General features: G+C 59.9%; 18 protein-coding genes. 11 read left to right on the top strand and 7 right to left on the bottom strand.

The window, feature by feature from the left end; translation table 11 throughout:
* Positions 1-2 precede the first annotated feature (2 nt).
* Together glcE and glcD are read right to left on the bottom strand one after the other, a co-directional pair.
* Positions 3-1067 (bottom strand): glycolate oxidase subunit GlcE, encoded by a 1065-nt coding sequence (gene glcE, locus DFS28_RS03870; RefSeq protein WP_111448641.1) that lies wholly within the window; start codon positions 1065-1067, stop codon positions 3-5.
* Complete coding sequence (glcD, locus tag DFS28_RS03865; protein ID WP_111448640.1) at positions 1067-2566, bottom strand: glycolate oxidase subunit GlcD; 1500 nt, start codon at positions 2564-2566, stop codon at positions 1067-1069. The genes glcE and glcD overlap by 1 nt, the downstream gene beginning before the upstream one ends.
* Before the next feature lie 234 nt (positions 2567-2800).
* On the opposite strand from glcD, the gene glcC reads away from it, so the two are divergent.
* Positions 2801-3568 (top strand): transcriptional regulator GlcC, encoded by a 768-nt coding sequence (gene glcC / locus DFS28_RS03860; RefSeq protein ID WP_008157088.1) that lies wholly within the window; start codon positions 2801-2803, stop codon positions 3566-3568.
* 176 nt (positions 3569-3744) lie between these two features.
* Here glcC and DFS28_RS03855 read toward each other — a convergent pair whose 3' ends face one another.
* Positions 3745-5508, bottom strand: a complete 1764-nt coding sequence (locus DFS28_RS03855; RefSeq protein WP_111448639.1) for an L-lactate permease — start codon at positions 5506-5508, stop codon at positions 3745-3747.
* 172 nt (positions 5509-5680) lie between these two features.
* On the opposite strand from DFS28_RS03855, the gene DFS28_RS03850 reads away from it, so the two are divergent.
* The 3 genes from DFS28_RS03850 (at position 5681) to DFS28_RS03840 (ending at position 8404) form a co-directional block, all read left to right on the top strand.
* Positions 5681-5917 (top strand): hypothetical protein, encoded by a 237-nt coding sequence (locus tag DFS28_RS03850; protein WP_008151753.1) that lies wholly within the window; start codon positions 5681-5683, stop codon positions 5915-5917.
* 42 nt (positions 5918-5959) lie between these two features.
* Positions 5960-6397, top strand: coding sequence for a DUF1801 domain-containing protein (locus DFS28_RS03845; protein ID WP_218281360.1), 438 nt, complete (start codon positions 5960-5962; stop codon positions 6395-6397).
* A 603-nt stretch (positions 6398-7000) separates the two neighbouring features.
* Positions 7001-8404, top strand: coding sequence for an MFS transporter (locus DFS28_RS03840; protein WP_111448637.1), 1404 nt, complete (start codon positions 7001-7003; stop codon positions 8402-8404).
* A gap of 52 nt (positions 8405-8456) precedes the next feature.
* On the opposite strand, the gene DFS28_RS03835 is transcribed toward DFS28_RS03840, so the two are convergent.
* The 3 genes from DFS28_RS03835 to DFS28_RS03825 form a co-directional block, all read right to left on the bottom strand.
* Positions 8457-9383 (bottom strand): sugar ABC transporter substrate-binding protein, encoded by a 927-nt coding sequence (locus tag DFS28_RS03835; protein ID WP_111448636.1) that lies wholly within the window; start codon positions 9381-9383, stop codon positions 8457-8459.
* A gap of 87 nt (positions 9384-9470) precedes the next feature.
* The gene (locus DFS28_RS03830) at positions 9471-10259 is read right to left on the bottom strand and encodes a TIM barrel protein (RefSeq protein WP_111448635.1); all 789 of its coding nucleotides are present in this window, start codon (positions 10257-10259) and stop codon (positions 9471-9473) included.
* Complete coding sequence (locus tag DFS28_RS03825; RefSeq protein ID WP_111448634.1) at positions 10256-11278, bottom strand: Gfo/Idh/MocA family oxidoreductase; 1023 nt, start codon at positions 11276-11278, stop codon at positions 10256-10258. Before DFS28_RS03825 ends, DFS28_RS03830 begins: the two co-directional genes overlap by 4 nt.
* A gap of 211 nt (positions 11279-11489) precedes the next feature.
* Here DFS28_RS03825 and DFS28_RS03820 point away from each other — a divergent pair, with 211 nt between their 5' ends.
* Entirely contained in the window at positions 11490-13493 is a 2004-nt protein-coding gene (locus DFS28_RS03820; RefSeq protein ID WP_165933969.1) for a sigma-54-dependent Fis family transcriptional regulator, read from the top strand.
* Positions 13494-13680: 187 nt separating this feature from the next.
* Here the strand turns inward: DFS28_RS03820 and DFS28_RS03815 are convergent, their stop codons facing one another.
* Positions 13681-14730 (bottom strand): substrate-binding domain-containing protein, encoded by a 1050-nt coding sequence (locus DFS28_RS03815; RefSeq protein WP_111448632.1) that lies wholly within the window; start codon positions 14728-14730, stop codon positions 13681-13683.
* A gap of 182 nt (positions 14731-14912) precedes the next feature.
* Between DFS28_RS03815 and DFS28_RS03810 the strand changes: the two genes are divergently transcribed.
* The 6 genes from DFS28_RS03810 (at position 14913) to DFS28_RS03785 (ending at position 20577) form a co-directional block, all read left to right on the top strand.
* The gene (locus DFS28_RS03810; RefSeq protein WP_111449107.1) at positions 14913-16025 is read left to right on the top strand and encodes a fatty acid desaturase family protein; all 1113 of its coding nucleotides are present in this window, start codon (positions 14913-14915) and stop codon (positions 16023-16025) included.
* Positions 16026-16062: 37 nt separating this feature from the next.
* Positions 16063-16383: a MocE family 2Fe-2S type ferredoxin gene (locus DFS28_RS03805; protein ID WP_008151778.1), complete on the top strand. Its 321-nt coding sequence runs from the start codon at positions 16063-16065 to the stop codon at positions 16381-16383.
* 18 nt (positions 16384-16401) lie between these two features.
* Positions 16402-17643, top strand: coding sequence for an NAD(P)/FAD-dependent oxidoreductase (locus DFS28_RS03800; RefSeq protein WP_111448631.1), 1242 nt, complete (start codon positions 16402-16404; stop codon positions 17641-17643).
* 1 nt (position 17644) lies between these two features.
* Positions 17645-18493: a sugar phosphate isomerase/epimerase gene (locus DFS28_RS03795; RefSeq protein WP_111448630.1), complete on the top strand. Its 849-nt coding sequence runs from the start codon at positions 17645-17647 to the stop codon at positions 18491-18493.
* Positions 18494-18616: 123 nt separating this feature from the next.
* Entirely contained in the window at positions 18617-19552 is a 936-nt protein-coding gene (locus DFS28_RS03790) for a Ppx/GppA family phosphatase (protein ID WP_111448629.1), read from the top strand.
* 584 nt (positions 19553-20136) lie between these two features.
* Entirely contained in the window at positions 20137-20577 is a 441-nt protein-coding gene (locus tag DFS28_RS03785) for a cupin domain-containing protein (RefSeq protein WP_111448628.1), read from the top strand.
* Positions 20578-20585 lie beyond the last annotated feature (8 nt).

The raw sequence follows: 20585 nt of genomic DNA, 5'->3' as shown, positions 1-20585 counted from the left end.
GGTCAAAGCTCCGCGTACAGGCGTCCGGGGTTGAAGATGCCCCGGGGATCGAGTTGTTGCTTCAAGTTCCGGTGGTAGCGCATCAATGCGTCAGGCAACGGTTGAAACGGGCTGTCGATCAGGCCATGGGTGTAGCAGGTCACATGCCCGCCGACTTCTTCGACGATCGAGCGAATGAACGTTGCCTCTGCGTCGGATTTGAGCCAGCGCTGCGCACCGCCCCAATCGAGCAACTGACCGCCAGGCAGGGAAAGCCGAGGCGTGCTGTGAGGGACAGACAGGCGCCAAAGCGCCTGGTCCTCATCGAAGAAACTCAATCGATGTTCGTTGAGATCCTCCCAATACGAAGCGTCGAGCAACTCGCCGCCCAATCGGTCATGTGCCGCTGCCACTGAACCTTCGCCACCCTCAAGTCGCAGGTGCAGGCGTTCCCCATCGTGGCACGCAGCGCTGATCGGCAACGGTTGCTGGCCCCATTCGGCGAGGCGCAGCAAGGCGCGGTCACTGTCCATTTCCAGGCTGATGCTTAAGGTTTGACGCGGCTTGGGCAGGACCTTGAGCGAGACTTCGGTGACCACGCCCAGCGAGCCGAAGCTGCCGGCCATCAGCCGCGACAGGTCGTAGCCGGCGACGTTTTTCATGACTTCGCCGCCAAAGCGCAAATGCTTGCCGTGGCCGGTGATGACCCGTGTCCCGAGGACAAAGTCCCTGACGGAGCCGGACCAGGGACGCCGTGGCCCCGACAGCCCGCTGGCGATCATGCCGCCGACCGTGGCGCCGTCGCCGAAGGAGGGCGGTTCGCAGGGCAACATCTGCTGTGCCGCGTCCAACACTTCCGCCAGTTCTGCCAGCGGGGTGCCGCAGCGTACGGTGATCACCAATTCGGTCGGGTCGTAGCTGACGATGCCTCGGTGGCTGCGCGTGTCGAGCACTTCGCCCGCCACGATGCGCCCAAGAAACGCCTTGCTGTTGGAGCCTTGAATGCGCAACGGCGTGGCGTTTTGTAGCGCCTGGTTGACCTGTTCCAGCAGCGAGGCGCTGTCGTCGATATCGTGTTCGCTGCGCATCAGAAACGCTCCAGTTCAGGGAAGGGCAACTGCCCCATGTGAACGTGCATGGCACCGAACTCGGCGCAACGGTGTAGCGTCGGAATGTTCTTGCCGGGGTTAAGCAAACCACTCGGATCGAAAGCGGCTTTCACGGCATGGAACACGGTCAATTCGTCGCTATTGAACTGCGCGCACATCTGATTGATTTTCTCCCGGCCCACGCCGTGTTCACCGGTAATGCTGCCGCCGACCTTCACGCACAATTCGAGGATCTTGCCGCCCAGGGTTTCAGCGCGATCGAGCTCACCCGGTTGGTTGGCATCGAACAGAATCAGCGGATGCATGTTGCCGTCACCGGCGTGGAAAACATTGGCCACCCGCAGGCCGTACTCGGCCGATAGCGCGGCGATCGCCTGCAGCACACCGGGCAGCTCGCGGCGCGGGATCGTCCCATCCATGCAGTAATAATCCGGTGAGAGACGGCCCACCGCGGGAAAGGCATTCTTGCGCCCGGCCCAGAAGCGCACCCGTTCGGCTTCATCGCGGGCCTGGCGCACTTCGGTGGCGCCGGCCTGTTCCAACACCTGGCGCACACGGTCGCAGTCATCATGAACGTCGGCTTCAACGCCATCGAGCTCACACAGCAGAATGGCTTCGGCGTCGACCGGGTAGCCGGCGTGGATAAAGTCTTCGGCGGCGCGAATGGCCAGGTTGTCCATCATTTCCAGGCCGCCGGGGATAATCCCAGCGGCAATAATGTCCCCCACCGCGCGGCCAGCCTTCTCGACGGAGTCGAACGCCGCCAGCAGCACTTTCGCGGTCTGCGGTTTGGGCAGCAGTTTGACCGTGACCTCGGTGATGACACCGAGCATGCCTTCGGAACCGGTGAACAACGCCAGCAGATCGAAGCCCGGAGAATCGAGCGCCTGGGAACCCAGGGTCAGGTGTTCGCCGTCGACGGTGAGGATGTCGACCTTGAGCAGGTTGTGCACGGTCAGCCCGTACTTCAGGCAATGCACGCCACCGGCGTTTTCCGCCACATTGCCGCCGATTGAACAAGCGATCTGTGAGGAAGGGTCTGGCGCGTAATACAAGCCAAACGGTGCTGCAGCCTGGGAAATCGCCAGATTGCGCACCCCCGGCTGAACCCGAGCGGTGCGGGCGGCGGGGTCGATGTGCAGAATAGAGTTGAAGCGAGCCATCACCAGCAGTACGCCTTTTTCCAGCGGCAATGCACCGCCGGACAAACCGGTGCCGGCACCGCGGGCGACCACCGCGACTTGCCGTTCATGGCAGAGTCGGAGCACGCCTTGCACCTCGTCGATGTGGCGCGGCAGCACCACCAGCATGGGCGTGGTGCGGTAAGCAGAAAGTCCGTCGCATTCGTACGGCTTGAGCTCTTCCTGTTGATGCAGGACTTCCAGATCCGGCCACTGTGTTTGCAGGGCTTGTAGCAAGGCAGTTTTGTCGACATCAGGCAGGACGCCATCGACGCGTTCATCGTAAAGAATGTTCATAGTCGGTTGACGACCCTCAGTTGTTTTTATAGGAGGTCTGTGTCCGTTTACCACTGACTTGCATCATTGGCCTGAGGCGTTCTACTGTCTATGTGTTGTTTGGCTGGTCGAACCAGTTTTTTATTCGGTGGTTTTTCACTTGTTAAAAAAAACTGTTTTAAAACATAAGTTTATGTATGTGGTTGAACGTTTGTGGTTTTGGCAGCGAGGCTGGTCATACCAGTTGGAGAGTCGATGGAAAGGGCAGAAACGAGCCGTAATCCACAAGTCGCAGACGTGGTCTGTGAACGCATAGAACGGCTGATCGTGGACGGGGTACTCAAGACCGGGCAACTGTTGCCGTCGGAGCGTCGTCTGACCGAAAAGCTCGGTGTTTCCCGCACGGCACTTCGCGAGGGGCTGAAGCTGTTGCGCGCTCGGGGGATTATCAAGACAGAGCAGGGCAAAGGTTCATTTGTTGCCGATCTTTCAGGGCACGGTGCTGCATCACCACTGATGCACTTGTTCAGCTCGCAACCCCGCACGCTCTACGATTTGTTCGAGGTCCGCAGCCTGCTTGAAGGCGAGTCCGCACGCTTGGCGGCGTTGCGCGGAACCGACGCCGATTTTGTGCTCATCACCCGCAGCTATGAGGCGTTGATCGACGCCCATAGCCGTTCGCTGGAGGCGTCCGAACACGCCCGGCTCGATCATGCGTTTCACCTGGCGATTTGCGAGGCCTCGCATAATCCGGTGCTGGTGCAGACGTTGCGCTCGCTGACGGACTTGCTGCTGAACACGGTGTTTGCTTCGGTGAACAACCTTTATCACCGCGAGCCGCAGAAGCGTCAGATCGACCGTCAACATGCGCGGCTCTACAACGCTGTCACCGGTCGTATGCCGGAACAGGCGCGCAAGGCTGCCATTGCGCATATTCAGAGCATCTGCGAGAACCTCAAGGAAATCGAAAGCGAGGAACAACGGTTGGTTCGGGCCACGTTGCGACTTGAGGGGTGGGCGTAATGCCCGGGTCTTTAGGCGTACGCATTCCCCTGTGGGAGCGAGCCTGCTCGCGATGAGGCCCTGTTAGTCGACTTCAATGTTGAATGTAAATCCGCCTTCGCGAGCAGGCTCGCTCCCACAGGGGCCCACTCCCGCAGAAACGGATATGCACCCCATCCCACCCCGAACTACATCAATCAATGCCCACCAACAACCATATGACTGAACGGCGCCACATACGCCTGCAACGTCACCAACCCCCCGACCAGAATGGCCAGGATGATCGAGTGGAAAAACACATAACGCAGGATTTCCCCTTCATGCCCATACCAGCGCGTGGCGGTGGAGGCCACCACGATCGACTGCGCGTCGACCATCTTGCCCATGACCCCGCCGGAACTGTTGGCGGCCGCCATCAACACCGGGCTGAGGCCCAATTGCTCGGCGGTTACCCGTTGCAAGCCGCCGAACAGCACGTTTGACGCCGTGTCCGAGCCGGTCAACGCCACACCGAGCCAACCGAGCAGGGTGCCGAACATGGGGTAGAAGATGCCCGTCGCAGCAAAGGCCAGGCCCATGGTGGCGTCCAGGCCCGAATAACGGGTGAGGAAACCGAGGGCGAGCATGGCGGTAATGGTGATCAGTGAGTAGCGCACCACCCACAGCGTTCGCACGTACTGTTTGATCAGTTGCGGAATGGAGTAACCCATCAGCAACCCGCCGAGGATCGCCGACAGAAGGATGCCGCTGCCGGTGCTGGTGAACCAGGTGAACTTGTAGACCGCGTCCTCGGTTTTAGGCGCTGGGACCACCGGCGGGACCTTCTCGATCTGCTGGTGGATCGTGGTGAATGTCACGACCGGAGCGAAGATCGGGTTCGCTTCGCGCATCGGTTTGCCCTGAGGATCGAGCTTGGCCGAATGGGTGGCCGGATCAATCGCCGGACGGGTATCGAACATGTTTTTGAAACCCTGGGTGCCCCAGGCGAACACGAACACGGTGAGGATGATCCACGGCATCCACGCGCGCATCACCGCAGGTTTGGCATCGCTGGCAAAGGTCGCGCTGGCGACGGGTTTTTCGTCATGCTCTTCGGCAATTTTGGAGTTGTCGACGCGTCCAGACAGCGCGGCGGAGGTGTGCACGGTGGCCGGTTTCCAGACCCTGAGGAAACCGGTCAGGCAAGCCATGGAAATCAGCGCAGCGATCACGTCCACCAGCATCGGTCCGTGGTAGTTGGATACCAGGAACTGCGGCACGGCGAAACTGACCCCGGCCACCAGAATCGCCGGCCAGATTTCCAGCATCTTGCGCCAACCGGCGAAGGCCCAGATCAACCAGAACGGCACGATCACCGAGAAGAACGGCAATTGCCGGCCGACCATCATCGACAGTTCCATTTCATCCAGCCCGGTCACCTTGGCCAGGGTGATGATCGGCGTGCCCAGGGCACCGAACGCCACAGGCGCGGTGTTGGCGATCAACGCCAGGCCAGACGCAGCCAGAGGCGAGAAGCCCAACCCGATCAGAATCGCCCCGGTCACCGCCACCGGAGTGCCGAACCCGGCTGCCCCTTCGAAGAACGCACCGAAGCAGAAAGCAATCAGCAGCAATTGCAGGCGTCGATCGTCGGTGATGCGCGCCAGGGAATCCTGCAGCACCTTGAACGAGCCGTTCTCGGTGGTCAGCCGATGCAGGAAGATGATGTTGAGCACAATCCAGCCAATGGGCAGCAAGCCGTTGGCGGCGCCGTACAGGGCGGCCGAGCCGGCCATGTTCGCCGGCATGCCGAAGGCGAAGATCGCGATCACCAGCGCAGACGCCAGGGCCATCAAGGCGGCCAGATGCGCTTTGACATGGAAAAACGCCAGGGCCGCCAGCATGACCACGACCGGCACCGCTGCCATGATGGTTGAAAGTATCGGGTTACCGAACGGATCGTAGATTTGCTGCCAGACCATGTTCCACCTCTGCTTTTTATTGTTGGGAGTGCAGACCCCGAGGGGGCGGTGGCTTCTAGTATAGGTGGCATTACGCCGCTGTCCTGGCAGGCCTTTGAGTGAGCCGCACTGAGCTAACATGGCCAATGGGTAAATGCGCTACTCGGACTTCAACGACGGGAGAAATGCAGCCATGACTGAACGCCATATGCACCACAAGGAAACGCTGTCGAACGGATGCAAGATCGAGGTCAAAGCCGAGATATTGAAGGACGGCTCACTGGGGATGTTCATTGGTGTTTACCGACCGGACGGCACGGCCATTTTTGAGGACCACGATCCAAAACCGCACCTGCTGGACATGGAGGCTGCCTTTGACTGGGGGATCGAAAAGGCCAAGACCCTCGGCAACAGTCAAAAAACGCTGTAAAGCCCGGTTTTGGACACCCTCATGAAGAAGGCGACAACCACCATGAACAAAGAGCAGGTCGGTGCAAGAGAAGAGGGGGGCGATTCGGCCTCTCAGCTGATCGATGCGAGAATCAACGAGCTGGGCGATTGGCGGGGCGAGACGCTCGCTCGGGTCCGAACGCTCATCCGCCAGGCCGACCCCGACGTGGTCGAGGAATGGAAGTGGCGGGGCGTTCCAGTGTGGTCGCACGCCGGAATCATCTGCACTGGCGAGACATACAAGCAGGTGGTGAAGCTGACATTTGCCAAGGGCGCCTCGCTGGAAGACCCTTCCGGCCTCTTCAACGCCAGTCTCGAAGGCAACACCCGACGTGCCATTGATTTGCATGAGGGCGACACGCTTGATGAGCGCGCGTTGAAGGCGCTGATTCTCGCCGCCGTGGCGCTCAACACCTCGACACGAGCGGCCGCTCGCAGCAAACCGGCTGCGAAGTCCTGATTCGTCTTCGCCGATCTGCCAGTCGAAAAGCACGCTGACGAGATGGCCGCAATCGATGTCTCTCGTCATGGCTTGTGAAGTGCGTTGTCGTACAACGATGCTCAATCATCAAATCACTCATGCCTGCGTTTAACACCCGAAACGTCAAAAGGCTAATGGCCCCACAACCAATGGCTCGCGCACAAATCGCAAGGTTAATGGGCGGTCCTTGTAGAGACGAACGGCTGTTTTTTCAGATTGACAGCCCGGTAGTGAACTCGATATAAAAGACACGGTTGTACGACGACAGACGAATATCGACTGTTAAACACTAAAAATAAAAACGAGTGTCGGCCCATCATGAATTCCACCCGCCTGCGCATCCCCCTGAATGCCGCTTCTTACGGTTCGACCTCGACTGCTTGCCCATCCCCACGGTCAGGCCAGTCACATACAACTGTCCCACCCAACGCCCGATAGCTCTTGCCAAATGTCCGACTTCTGCCGCTGTGCATGGAGTACCCATTTTCGAGCCCGCAATACCGTGGCGTGGACCATCACGACACCATTGATCTCGCTTGAAACCGAGAGATCATCACCATAAACCAACAATAAAGTGATGCCATGAATCTGAACGAGCCCATCAATGCGCAACGAGTCGGCCAGGCCGTTGGCAAGTACCGCTGGACGATTTGCGCGCTGTTGTTTTTTGCTACCACCGTCAATTACCTGGACCGCCAGGTACTGAGTCTGTTGGCGCCGGATCTGTCGACGCAATTTGGCTGGAGTAACACCGATTACGCGAACATCGCCTCTGTCTTTCAGTTTGTGTACGCGATTTCCATGCTGTTCGCCGGCCGCTTCGTTGACAAGATCGGCACCAAGAAGGCCTATGTGATAGCGATCGGCATCTGGTCGACCGGCGCGATCATGCACGCCTTTGCAGAGCCGATGGGCGAGGGTATTGCCGGCATCAGCAGCGCCTTGGGCCTTGCCGTCATCCCGGTTTCGATTGCAGGTTTCATGCTGGCGCGCGCCGTGCTGGCGATCGGCGAAGCGGGTAACTTCCCGATTGCGATCAAGGCCACTGCCGAATATTTCCCGAAGAAGGAGCGTTCCTTCGCCACCGGTATCTTCAACTCCGGCGCCAACGTGGGCGCAGTCCTGGCGCCGATCAGCGTGCCGCTGATCGCCGGTCTATGGGGCTGGGAAGCGGCGTTCATCGTGATCGGTGCGTTGGGCTTCGTTTGGGTGGCGGTGTGGATTGCGCTGTACGAAAAACCGGAGCAGCAAAAACGCCTGTCGGTGCAAGAGCTGGCCTACATCCGCAGCGATCAGGGCGCGCAAGCACTCACCGGCACAGACTCGGGTGCCGCTGCCAAAAAAGTATCGTGGTTCAAGTTGCTGACCTACCGCCAGACCTGGGCCTTTGCCTTCGGCAAATTCATGACCGACGGCGTGTGGTGGTTCTTCCTGTTCTGGCTTCCGACCTATTTGTCTGCGCAATACGGCATGAAGGGCCAGGCCATCGTGTTGCCGCTGGCCGTGCTGTACAGCATGACCATGGTGGGCAGTATCGGCGGCGGCTGGTTCCCGAGCTATTTCATGTCACGCGGTGATGCGCCGTATGACGGTCGTATGAAAGCCATGCTGGTGATCGCTTTCTTCCCGTTGCTGGTACTGCTGGCGCAGCCATTCGGTTACATCAGTTTCTGGGTGCCGGTGCTGCTGATCGGCGTGGGCGCATCGGCGCATCAGGCGTGGTCGTGCAACATCTTCACCACCGTGTCTGACATGTTCCCGCAAAAATCCATCGCGTCGGTGGTTGGCATTGGCGGTTTGGCCGGCGGCCTGGGCGGCGTCGTGATGACCAAGACCGGCGGTTGGGTGATCGACCATTACAAACTGATCGGCGATATCCATACCGGCTACATGATCATGTTCGCCATCTGTGCGCTGGCCTATCTGGTGGCGTGGAGCGTGATGAAGGCGCTGGTGCCACGCCATAAGGAAATCACTGATCTGTAAACGACGATTGACCTGCTGACTTTCCGTCGGCAGGTCATTCGCTCGTTTGACGTTACTTGTAGTGTTGCTCAAAGACGGCCACTTGCTCCGGCATGATCAGCTGGAAGGGCACCCAGACATCCGCCTCCACCGGCTCCCCCTTGATCATTTTGATGGCCGCTTGCAGCGCGCTCGTCGCTTGCGCTTTGGGGTCTTGAAATACCGAGGCCACGAGCATCCCGCGCTTGATGGCCGCCAGGCCGTCAGGCAGACCGTCGATGCCGACAATCGCAACCTCGCCCTTGGCTTTGCCGGCTTGCTGCAATGCCATAGCGGCGCCGATGGCCATCTCGTCATTGTTGGCAACGATGGCATCAAAACGGGTACCTGCCAGCAGCCAGTGGCTGGTCAGGTCCATCCCTTTGTTGCGCTGCCACTCGGCACTTTGTTGTTCGACGACCTTGATCCCTGGATAGTCCTTGAGCACCTGTTTCACGCCTTCGCTACGGTCGTGCGTGGAGTTTTGCGCCAGGTCGCCCATGATGATCGCGATGTTGCCTTTGCCCCCCAACTTGTCGGCCAGGTAGCGCATCTGCAGTTGCCCGGCCTCAACGTCATTGGACGCCACCGTGACCACGCCTTTGGGCAAGACGCGCTCGTCCGGGTGGCGGTTGACGTAGACCAGCGGTGTCTTCGCCTCGACGGCGGCGCGCGTCATGTTGGCGGTGGCAGCGGTGTCCACGGGCAAGACGATGACCGCATCCACCTTCTGGCTAAGAAAGCCCTCGATCTGATTGAGCTGGCGAACCACATCGCCTTGGGCGTCCTCGAACTGGATCTGGACATTCTCCTTCTTGGCGGCGTCTTCCAGGCCGCTACGCACGTAGGTCATGAAGTTGTCGTCGACCCTGGCAATGCTGACGCCGATGCGATAGCTGGCGGCGGCCCATTGGCTGAAGAGTAATAACAGCGTGGCAAATAGCAGTGTGCAACGACGCATGATGGTTTTCCTTTTGTTGTTATGAGTCCACATTCATCAAGATCAGTCAGCCAAGCCGCAATGCACTCTTTGCAGCTGGCATTAGGCTCAATCCAGCGTGAAGGCTTGCCGGAAGCGTTCGAGTGCCGCTTCGCTGTCGCCACTGGCCCAGCCCTCAAGTCCGACGACCCCGGTGTATCCCATGCCGAACAACGCTTTGGCAATGGCCGGATAATGGATTTCACCGGTACCCGGTTCCATGCGGCCTGGCACATCGGCGACCTGGATTTCCCCGATGGCGCTGCCTGCGCGCTGGATCAGTTCGATCAGGTTTCCCTCACCGATTTGCGCATGGTAAAGGTCCAGGTTCATCTTCAAATGCGGGCTGCCCACGGCCTCGATCAGCGCCAGGGTATCGTCGGCGCGAGCGAAAGGGGTGCCGGGGTGGTCCACCTCGGTATTGAGGTTCTCCAGCAAGAATACCCGGCCTGCCTCTTCGCCCAGGCGAGCGATTTTTTCCAGGGTCTTGCAGGCGCTCAACCACATGCGTCCCGTGGTGAGGGCCACGGGTTTGACCGGCAAGCCTTTGTCGCCCAGGCCAGTGCCATGCAAGTTGAGGCTCGGGCAATTCAATTGGGCGGCGACGGCCAGCGATTCCCGTGCGCTGTCGAGCAGGCGCTGGATGTCTTCGGGATCGGTCAGGTTGCCCGAGATGTAACCCGTCATCGAGGTGAAATCAGCACCCGTGGCGACAAGGGCTGGAATGTCTTTCTGCGTCCAGTCCCAGAGTTCGGCGCTGAAGCCCAGCGCGTGAATCCGTTTGACGCGTTCGGTGAACGGCAGGTCGAGGAAGACCATCTCGGCACTGATCGCCAGTTTGAACGGTATGAAACTCATGAACGGGCTCCTTGCACGCGCACCGCTTTGCCTTGCTGGAACGATTCGATACACGCACGGGCAATGGCCAATGCAGCCCGGGCATCTTCGCCGCTGGCAAGGGGTTTTTCGCCGGTGCGCAGGCAGTCGACAAAGTGGTTGAGCTCGGCCACATAGGCATCACGCAGCAGGTCGGTGTCCAGGCGCTGGGTGTCGGTCTGGATGCCATTGGCCAGATAGCGAACCAAGTCGGAGTCATTGACGCTGCCCATGGTCAGCATGCCAGCGCTGCCGAACACTTCCCCCCGAACGTCGTAGCCATAGACTGCCTGGAAGTTGGCCTCGGCCGTCGCGATGGCGCCGTTGTCGAAACGGATCGTGACCACGGCGGTGTCGAGGAAGCCTTTGTCCTTGAAGTCCGGTGCGATCAGAGCATCGGCCATGACAAAAACCTCGACCGCTTCGGCACCGGGATTCAGGTAGCGCAGGGTGTCGAAGTCATGAATCAGGGTTTCGAGGAAAATCACCCACTGCGGCGAGGCGGCCGGATTGTTCAGCGCCGGATCGCGCGTCAGCGAGCGCAACAGTTGCGGCGTGCCGATCCGACCGGCGATCACGTCCAGATGAGCCGCGCGGAAGCTTTTGGCAAAGCGCCGGTTGAAACCGACCTGCAGCGTCACCCGTGCGTCGGCAGCCGCAGCGATGGCGCGGTCGGCCTCGTCGAGGGTGATGGCCATGGGTTTTTCACAAAACACCCCTTTGCCGGCGCGGGCTGCACTGATCACCAGTTCGGCGTGGCTGCGGGCCGGGGCGGCGATCAACACGCCGTCGATTTCCGGGTCATCGAGCAATTGCTGTGGATCGGTATAAACCCGCTGCACACCCAACTCTGCCGCAAGGCGGGCGGCTTGACCGGGAGTCGGGTCGGCGATGGCGGCCAGGCAGGCGCCGGGAATGTGCCGGGCGGCCGTCAGGCCGTGAAAGCTGCCCATGCGGCCAGCACCGATGAGACCCAGGCGGATGATCTTGGACATACTCATGAAATGACTCCCTTTTATTGTTGTTCAATGACTCGACAGCAGGAATGTCCTCGCTGGTACAAAGCAGAGAGCAAGGGCTGTGCCAATTTTTAAGTCATTGATATTTAAGGAGGTATTCAAAGATCTTTGAAATAAGTGTTCACTTCAATGACATGTCTATACTGACATGTCGAAAATATGAACATAGGAGCGAGCGGTGATCCCACAGCCAATGGCCTTCAGCGTGCAAGACCTCGATTACATTACGGCGCTCGGTCCAGCGTCGTTGAACGAAGGACCGATTGCTGAGCTGGAGCAGGCCTGGCTGGCGTGCCTGAACGGTCGCACCGATCGACCTATCGGGGTCAGGCAGATTATTTGGGACTCCTGGCTGCGCAGCGTCGGTGCCGGCCTCGATCCGGATGATGGCCAATACCGTTTTGTCGCCCCTGAAGTGCTGGCCGCAACGCTGGCGGCCAATCGTGTGTTGATCACGGCGGCAGCGGAGGTGATGCGAGGGTTGCTGGCTTACAATCCCAGAGGCCATATCAATCTGACCGATGCCAAAGGGACGACGCTGTATTTTTGCGGCCTCGATCTCACCCCGGTAGGCAGCCGGCTGTTGGAGTCGGTGCAGGGCACCAACTGCACGGGGCTGGCGCTTGCCGAGGACCGATTGGTGTATGTGCTGGCCGAGGAGAACTTCGGGATCGGCCTGCGTCGGCGGCGCATGCATTGTGCCGCCGCGCCGATCCGGGATGCGCAGGGCCGGACACTGGCCATGCTGACCCTGACCGCCGAGCCGGGCTGGTTTCATTTCCATACGCTGGGCACCGTGCAGGCAGCGGCCGAGGCGGTCTCGCGGCAGATGGCGCTGCAAGCATTGCTGGAAGAACAACAAACCGTGCTTGAAGTACTCAACGAAGGGCTGGTGGTGCTGGATGAGCGGGGCTGCATCAAGGCGCTCAACCGTTATGCCCGCCAATTGTTCCGCGTGGGCCGGGAGCTGCTGGGCAGCCCGTTCCAGCGCTTGGGCCAGAGCGAACTGACCGATGAGATTCTGCTGCGCGGCGGGGAAGGGCAGCAGTATGAGGGGATAAGAGACCTGGATTGCACCTTCGAGTTGCATGATCGCAGTCAACTGGCGTGCCTGGTCTCCGTGTGTTCACTGGAGCAGGGTGGACGCATTGTTTCGTTGCGCGAGAACCGGCGCATCCGGGAAATTACCCGGCGGATCATCGGCACCCAAGCCAGCTACACCTTCGAGACCATTCAGGGCAGTTCGCGCGCCATACAGGACGCGTTGCACCTGGGGCGAATCGCCAGTCGCAGTGATTCGACCACGCTGATCCTGGGTGAAAGCGGCACCGGCAAAGAGCTATTCGCCCAGGCGATCCATAACGCCAGTGACCGTTGCAGCGGTCCTTTTGTGGCCGTCAATTGCGGGGCCATTCCGCGAGATCTGGTGCAGAGCGAGCTGTTTGGTCATGTCGAAGGCGCTTTCACCGGATCCGCGCGCGGAGGCTCTGCCGGGAAGTTCGAGTTGGCCGATGGCGGAACGATCTTTCTCGATGAAATCGGTGACATGTCGTTTGATGCCCAGGTCAGCTTGCTGCGCGTTTTGCAAGAAGGCGAGGTGACGCGCGTGGGCGCGAAAAAATCGCAACAGGTGAACGTGCGCATCATCGCTGCTACTCACCGCAACCTGAGCCAGGCGGTGGCCGAGGGGGCTTTCCGCGAGGATCTTTACTACCGGCTCAACGTCCTGAACCTGACGGTTCCGCCGCTGCGGATGCGCCACGAAGATGTGCCGTTACTGGCGCGACATTTTCTCAGCCGTTGCGCCCGCTCACTGCGCAAATCGGTGCAAGGCATCTCGCCAGAGGCGCTGGATATTCTGTCGGCCTACCACTGGCCGGGTAACGTTCGCGAGCTGGAAAACACCATTGAACGGGCGACCAACCTCGCCGTGACCGAACTGATCCAGCCGGGTGATCTACCGCTTGAAATCAAGCAAAGGCAGCGGCCGTCGGCGCCGGGAAATGTGCCCGAACCCCGGGCCGCACTGGACCTTGGCGCCCATGAAATGAATGCGATCATTGCAGCCCTGAAGGATACCCGCGGCAACATCCGTTTGGCCGCCAAACAGCTGAATGTTTCTCGTGGTGGGTTGTACAACAAGATGAGTCGGTTCGGGCTGAGTGCCGAGGCTTTTCGTTCAGGGCCGAACCTCTGATGGGCATCGGAATTCACCACTCTGTTGCTGACTGAAAAACAACCTTGTGGCGAGGGAGCTTGCTCCCGTTGGGCTGCGCAGCAGCGCCAGAACCGATCATTGAGTTCTATCTGAAAGACTGAGATCGCCCTATTGGGGGCGCTACGCACCCCAGCGGGAGCGAGCTCCCTCGCCACAGGTTTAAGGTTTAATGTCGGGCGTTTTCCGAGGTGACGATCTGCAAGGGAATATGGATGCGATGCCGGGCCGGATCGAAGTCCGGCGCGGTCTGCAATTCCACCAGCAAATCGACCAGCGCCGCCGCCAGCAGTCGCGGCTGGGAATCGATGACCAAACTGATCAAACCCTGCGCCAAAGCCTGGCGCGACAGTTCGGTCGACTCCTGCAAAATGCAGCACAGCGACGGCTGCTTCGGTAGCTGCGACAGGGCACTGATGATCCCGTCGCCGCCACCGCCGACCACGCACAAACCGCGCAAGTCGTCATGCCGTGCCAACAGTTCGAGGGTCGCCTCTTCGGTGATGTCGCAGTTGTCCAGATTGATCACCGCTTCAAGCGGCCGCAACCCGGGTGCACGCTCCGCCAGGTAACTGCGCAACCCTTCCACCCGAGCCTGATGGCCGAGAAAGCGGTGGCCACCGAGCAGGACCCCGATGCTGCCTTTGCGCGCGCCACAGGTGTGAGCCATCAGCCAGCCCATGGTGCGCCCGACCTCATGATTATTCTGGCCGACGTAAGGCTCATTCGCGGCCTCATCGATGTCGGACAGCAGGGCAATCACCGGCACGCCGGCCTCTCTGATCTGGGCGATGGCGGCATTGATCAGCGGGTGGGCGAAACTGACCACCGCCAGGCCATCGCACTGCACCGCCAGTTGCTCGATCTGGGCAACGATGGCGCTCGGTGTGCGATCGAATACGTACTCGAACTGACAGCTCAGGTTGGCGCCGGTCTGACGCTGCGCCGCCTCGGTGATGGCGGCGGCAACATTGGAATAGAACGCCTGGGCGGTGCCGAGCAAGAGGATGCCGAAACGATAGCTGGGACGCCGTTCGCGGATCCGCTGACCGATTAGCCGGGCGGCGAAATAACCGACGGCTTCGGCGGCCTGGAATACCTGCTCGGCAGTGGCCGGGTTGACCGGTGCTCTGGCGTTGAGTACCCGGTCCACGGTGGCGACACTCAAGCGAGCGTGCTCGGCGACCGTGGCAATGGTGGGGCGTTTAGTGTGGTTCATGGCGAGTCCCGAAAACGCCTTGATAGAAAACTATCAAGCCTTGCTGGGCCTGGATGATAGCTTGATAGGGAATGTATTCAAGGGCTTGAGGGTAATCATTGGGCTCTCTATCTTTTCTCCAACGATGTGATCCCGCATCGATGCAAGTGCCTAAAACCATCAAGCTTGCGGAGAACAATAAAATGCCTGAACAAAACGCAGCCTATGAAAACCGCGATAAACCCGTGCCTCGGGATTATCGATTGATCGGTCCCGAAGCCGCCAAAGCGGCGCAAAAAGGCTTGGTGTCGGCCACCTGGTACCAATCGCCCATTTCCCGTAAACGCATGAAGGAACTGATGCAGCGCTGCGACGGCCCGGCCTTGCGCGATACCGCGATCTGGTTGCTATCGATGGTCGTCACCGGCTTCGGCGGTTACTGGTTCTGGGGCTCCTGGGCCTGCGTTCCGTTCTTCTTAGTCTATGGGCTGTTTTACGGCACGGCGTCCAATGCCCGCTGGCACGAAGCGGGTCACGGTACGGCGTTCAAAACCCGCTGGATGAATGATGCGGTCTACCAGCTGTCGAGCTTCATGTTCATGTTCGAACCTCAGGTCTGGCGCTGGAGCCACGCACGGCACCACACCGACACCATCATCGTCGGTCGCGATCCGGAGATCGTCGAGCCGCGTCCGCCGAGCCTGATCAATATGGTGCTGAGCCTGTTCAGGATGCCCTACGCGTTGAAGACGATGGGGTCGGTCTGCCGGCATGCAGTCGGGCGGATGGATGAAGAGGAGCAGACGTTCATCCCGGAATCCGAGTGGCCCAAGGTGGCGAGAGACGCGCGCGTCTGGCTGGTGATTTATGGGCTTGTCGTGGGCGCTGCACTGTATCTGCAAAGCTGGTTGCCGCTGATGTTTATCGGTCTGCCAACCCTGTACGGCGGCTGGCTGTCCTACCTGTTCGGCCTGACCCAGCATGTCGGCCTGGCCGAGGACGTGCTCGATCACCGCAGCAACTGCCGCACGATTTACATGAACCCGGTCCTGCGCTTTATGTACCTCGACATGAACTATCACCTTGAACATCACATGTATCCGATGGTGCCGTTTCATGCGCTGGCGCAGCTTCACGAAGAGATCCGCGACGACTGTCCGCCGCCGTACACCAGTCTGTTCGAGGCCTTCAAAGAAATCCTCCCGACCATCTGGAAGCAGCGCAAAGACCCGACTTATTTCATTCGTCGTCCTTTGCCACAACGCGCAGAGCCTGCCGCAACCGGCCGGGCAGAAGCTGAATCAACGCCGGCCTGACACCTTCCTGTCTGTACCACTAACAAGAGAAAGCGCCATGACCGATCAATGGATCGATGTATGTGCCGTGGGCGAGATTAATGAAGAAGACGTCATTCGTTTCGACCATGGCCAGCACACCTATGCCGTCTACCGTTCCGCCGACAGCGAGTTCTTCGCCACCGCTGGCCTGTGCACCCACGAGTCCATTCACCTGGCCGATGGCCTGGTGATGGAGCATGTCATCGAGTGCCCCAAGCACAACGGACGTTTCGATTACCGCTCCGGCAAAGCCCTTGGCGCACCGGTGTGCGTCAACCTCAAGACCTATCAGGTGCGGGTCGAGGCGGGGCGTGTCCTGCTGGCCATCACGGTTTAATTGCAGGGAGTCTGTGCCATGAATTCTGCCAATGCTCCACTGGTCATCGTTGGCGCCGGGCATGCGGGCGGCCGAGCGGCCCTGACCTTGCGTGCTGAAGGTTATAGCGGTCGCCTGATTCTGATCGGCGATGAGTCCCACCCTCCGTATGAACGTCCGCCGCTGTCCAAGGGACTGTTGCAGGGCACGATAGATCTGGCGGGCTACAGCTTGTGCGACAGCACTCGACTTGCCGAAATGGAGATCGAACACCTGGCCGGCAATCCGGTAAAAAACCTGGACCCGCAGCAGCATCGTTTGCAGTTGGCTGACGGTAGCTGGCTGACCTATGCGCGTCTGTTGCTCGCGACGGGAGGGCGCTCGCGGCGACTGGCCTCTGTGCCCGAGCATCTGGGCAACGTGCTGTATCTGCGGACCCACGACGAAGCGCTGGCACTGCGCGCTTCGTTGCGGCCCGGTGCCCGGTTGGTGATCATCGGCGGCGGTTTCATCGGCCTCGAAGTCGCCGCGACCGCCCGTGCCTTGGGTTGCTCGGTGACGTTGCTCGAGGCCGGACCACGTCTGGCGGGTCGGGTGTTGCCGGATCGGTTGTCCAGCGTTTTGCTGGAACTGCATCGCAGCCAGGGCGTGGATGTCCGCTTGAACGTGGTTATTGAGACGGTGATAGGCAACGCTTGCGTCGAGGCGGTGCAACTGGTCGACGGTCAGCTTCTGCCCTGCGACCTGGTAGTAGTGGGCATCGGCATGCAACCCAACATTGAATTGGCCGCCGCCGCTGGGATCGAGGTCGGGCAGGGCATCCGTGTCGATGCTCAGTTGCGCACCAGCGCGCCTGACATCTTTGCGGCGGGCGATGTCTGTGAGTTTCAGCTGCACCCGCAAGGCGTTTTCCAGCGTCAGGAAACCTGGCGCAACGCCGAGACCCAAGGCCATCACGCCGCTCTGAATCTATTAGGCGGCGAGCAGCCCTTTGAGGTCATTCCCGGTTTTTGGTCTGATCAGTACGACTGGGGACTGCAGATCGTGGGCGTGATTTCGAACGCCGAACCCACGGCGATCCGGACAACCCCGGGGGGCGGTTCCCTGTTGTTCTACCTTGATGCCGAACAACGTCTGCAAGGTGCTTGCGGTTGGGGCCAGGGCAATAGCGTCGCCAAGGACATCAAGTTGTGCGAACGGCTGATCGCCCACCATAACCACCTTTCGGTGGACACGCTGGCCGATGCCGGTGTGCCGCTCAAACAACTGCTCAGGAGCTGACATGCGTGAATTTCTGGTATTCCAGTCCCTGTGGGCCCTGCAAGATCAGCACGGCGAATGCGACCTTCCGTTGGAAGCGCAGCTGGAGAAAATCGCCGCCGCTGGCTACGACGGGATCACCGACCATTTCTGGGTCGCGCAACAGGCCAAACGCCTGAGTACCGCCGCCAAGGCGCAGGGCCTGCAAATCGAAGGTCAGCTGTTCCCTCGCACGGTGGATGATCTGGCGGCGGCGATTGATGTCGCCTCCCGCTACGGCTGCCACCACCTCACGCTGCAAGCCGACGTCAAGCCGCGCACGCTGGCGCAAGCAATCAAGCTGATCGAAGGCTGGCAGCGTCTGGCCGAACAGGTGGACTTTCCCATCCTGCTGGAAACCCACCGTTATCGCCTCACCAGCGACCTGTTGTTTACCCTCGACATCCTCGCTGAAATGCCCGATCTCAAGTTGTTGGCCGATTTGTCCCACTATGTCGTGGGCCGCGAACTGCCAGAGCCAGCCACTGCTGAGGACGACGAGCAGATCCACACCATCCTGCGTCACAGTTGGGGGTTCCATGGTCGCGTCGCCAATGGCGAACAGGTCCAGGTGCCTTTGAGCTTCGCCCAACATCGACCTTGGCTGGAGCGTTTCCTGGGCTGGTGGCGCTATGGGATTGAGGATTGGCTGGCCCGACCGAACACACCCGCCAGCCTGTCCTTCACCTGTGAACTCGGCCCGCCGCCGTATGCCATTACGGGGGCCGACGGACGCGATATTACCGATCGCTGGGCCGAGGCGTTGATGCTGAAGGAGTTGATGCGCAAGGTCTGGAAGGAGTGCCAGGTACGATCTCTCGAGGGGCGTTGATTCAATGTACGACCGGTCGGATGCACTGACCCGTAAAGGAAAGAGGGTGTCATCTTAGCGTCATCGTCCCCATGGCAAGATCCTCGCAAACCGCCTAGCGCGCCCAGCTTGCAAGGAATCCCCATGAAAGGAGACGCCTCTCTATTTGCAGCCATTGACCTTGGTTCCAATGCGTTTCGCATGATGATCGGCCAGTCAGTCAGACGGCGTCAGGGGTTCGTGATCCAGGAAGTGAAAACCCTGCGTGAACCTGTCCGTTTGACGGAGGGGTTTCAAGGCGGTGCGCTGGACGAGTTGGCGCTGGATCGGGGCTGGCAAGCGCTCGCGCGATTTGGCAAAAAGCTGCGCGGCTTCGAGGCCGGTCGTGTGCGGGCGGTGGCGACCAGTGCCGTGCGCGAAGCCGACAATGCGCAACTGTTTTTAGCCAGCGCGGAGCGGCACTTGGGGTTTCGGATTGACGTCATCTCTGGGCATGAAGAGGCGCGACTGGTGTACGCCGGTGTTGCCCATACGATACCCGGTACCGAAAACAGGCGACTGGTCGTGGATATCGGTGGCGGTTCCACTGAATTGATTCTGGGGCAGGGCGCTCGGCCCTTGATGACCGAGAGTCTTGCCATAGGCAGCGGCACCTTCGGCGCGCGTTACTTTCAGGGTGGCTGTATCACGGCTCAGGCGCTCCTGGAAGCTGAGCGTGTCGCCACTGTGCAATTTGAAAAAGTGGCACGTCGTTATCGCACGTTGGGTTGGCAGCAGGTGATTGGCTCTTCGGGCACTGCACGGATGCTGGCCAAAGTCCTCAAGGCCAACGGGCTGAACGACCATGGCGAAAGCGGTATCACCTACAGCGGCCTGTTGCGTTTGTCGTTGCGCCTGCTTGAAGTGGGGCATGTCAAACAGCTCGGCCTGGCGGGCTTGCAAACCCATCGCCAGAGCATCTTGCCTGGCGGTCTGGTGCTCATGCTGGCGGCATTCAAGGTGTTTGGTGTCTCGCAGATGACGCCTTCCGAACCGGGTCTGAGGTTCGGCGTTCTGCATGGTCTGATGAGTAAACACTGAGCAGCCCGTAGCAACCTTGCTTCGACGACGGCCAGCGACATGAGCCTTTTCGTGATGCCCTTCAGGAAATTCGCGATCGCATCAGGGTGTTAGTGTTTTTCCATCCTGCCGCGCTTCCTACAGGGCAAAATCGTTCTAAAAAGTCTCCCTTGCGCTTTGGAGTTTGTACTAGTCTTGAAGTTGTAGGTGAAGACGCAGACTGATGCGCAAGCGGATGGCGAGGAAACGTGGGGCGCGTTCCGAAGGGTACACGGTTAGAAAGATCTCCGCGCTGAGATCCAGCCCTTATGCCGTGTGAAGCAGGACAGCACAAAACTGTTCTGTGGGAGGCCTGATAAACCTTGTAAGCCGGAGACCAGCGCCGGCCACCTACTCGATTTACAAAGCCCGCCTTGTGCGGGCTTTTTCGTGTCCGCGAGATCCGTTTGTATCGCAACGTATCCCGCGCACCTGCAGCTACCTTCGCATACAAAACCCAGGCATTGGCGACACTTGCGCGATACACGGCGGCCTCCCAATAGCGCCACCGCATCCGCGGCAAGCTCCGCGCGCATTCCCGCGCATTGATTGATTGGAGAAATGCCATGTCCCGTTTCAACCACCGTATCTGCGCTGGCATGCTCGGCGTCGCCGTTGCCGCGGCACTCACCGCTTTCGCGGGCCTCTCTCAAGCACAAGAGGCGCCTGCTGTAAAAAGCTGGCAGGCGGGTCTTCACCGCACCGATCTGCTGCGCCAGGACCTCGACGTCGCCGGGCGTGAAGTGATCCAGGTCCTCGTTGATTTCGATCCGGGTGTGGTGTCTCCCAAGCATTCTCATCCCGGGGTGGAAGTGGCTCACGTCATTGAAGGCACGTTTGAATATCAACTCGAAGGTCAGCCTCCTGTAACGCTCAAGGCTGGCGATTCCTTGTACATCCCCGCAGGCACCGCGCACGTGGCGAAGAACGTCGGCGCAGGCAAAGCGTCTGAGCTGGCGACGTACATTGTGAAGAAAGACACGCCACTGGTCGTGCTGGAAAAGTAAACGACCGG

Origin of the sequence: Pseudomonas sp. 478 (assembly GCF_003254125.1) — a bacterium.
Taxonomy (GTDB): domain Bacteria; phylum Pseudomonadota; class Gammaproteobacteria; order Pseudomonadales; family Pseudomonadaceae; genus Aquipseudomonas.
Note: the sequence above shows the minus strand (reverse complement) of the source record. Positions and strands in the feature narration are given on the sequence as shown.